This is a genomic window from Caloramator sp. CAR-1 (genome assembly GCF_030546345.1).
GTDB classification, from domain to species: Bacteria; Bacillota; Clostridia; order Clostridiales; family Caloramatoraceae; genus Caloramator; species Caloramator australicus.
Window position 1 is genome coordinate 1 of record NZ_JAUONW010000038.1, and the last position, 1,168, is coordinate 1,168.

Genomic DNA, 1,168 nt, shown 5'->3' on the forward strand with positions numbered 1-1,168 from the left:
ATCCTATGCTTAACTATTAAATTATTTTTTTCAATATCCAAAACTTTGATAAATTCACCTTCGATAACAACATTAACCTTTTTACCAGGTTCATAAGTTCCTTTGGGTAATTGATACCTATTTTGCTTATACAATAGGGTATTGTCTTTTCTAACGACATAGGTTAAAATGTTCTTAGGTGAATTTTGTTTTGGGGATACCGGAATTAAGTGTTGTTTTTCGAGTGCAAACACTTCTTTCGGTATTCTTTTTATTGTCCCATGAACGTTTGCATTGCCTGTTCTATCGAGCCATTCTAAGCAGGATTTATTAAATGAATCTATATCTTCAAAAATTCTATGTTTTGCAAAATTATTCTTAACATATTTCACTACCGCTTCTATTTTCCCCTTACTTTCTGGGTCATATGGTCTACATAATCTAATTTTAAATTTCATAAAGTCCACATATTTTTGAAATTCTTCAGTATATATTACATCACCAAAGTTTTCATCAACTGCAAGAAGCCTATCTTGATCATAAACAATCTCTTTAGTGCTTCCACCAAAGAATTCAAATGCTTTATCGTGTGCTTCGATAAAATCAACAGTAGTAAAAGGCTTGGCCTGCCAGTAGGCAAACTTCATTCTTGAATGTGATAGAACCATGGCAAAGCAATACAGCTTTATTCTTGAGCCATCTATAGTATCAACCCAAATCTGACCAAAATCCACCTGTGATTGGAATCCCATTTCTAATTCTTCTACTGCTTCATATTGTCTTTTGTGTCCCTGCTTTGGTATTTTGTATTCACTTCTCAAGGAACTTATATATGCCCTTACTGATCTTTCAGAACACGGAACATTGCCATATCTTTCTTTAATCCAGTCAGTTATCTGAGCCGATGATAAATCAGGATAAGTGCTAAGCCATTGAAGTATCTGATCCTTGTAGATATCAAGCTTTTTCTTTTTTCTCTTTCTGTTTAAATCTGAAAATTCATCAGGTGTCATGTTGAAGTATTTACTAACCGTTTTGTAATCCACCCCCAGATATCTTGCAATTTGAGACTTTTTCAAGCCATTTCCCTTTAGGTTTTTGATTTCAGAAAACAATCTCCATCCCTTCTTTTTACCATTTATGATTCCCACAATATCTCCCCCTGTTATCTTAAACTAATTAAATTTTA

At 33.2% G+C, this 1,168-nt stretch carries 1 protein-coding gene; it reads right to left on the reverse strand.

Annotated features, from left to right (window positions below; all coding sequences use genetic code 11):
- Positions 1-1,130, reverse strand: a 1,130-nt coding sequence (istA, locus tag Q3V94_RS10420) for an IS21 family transposase (RefSeq protein ID WP_303527485.1), incomplete at its 3' end; no start/stop codon positions are given.
- Positions 1,131-1,168 lie beyond the last annotated feature (38 nt).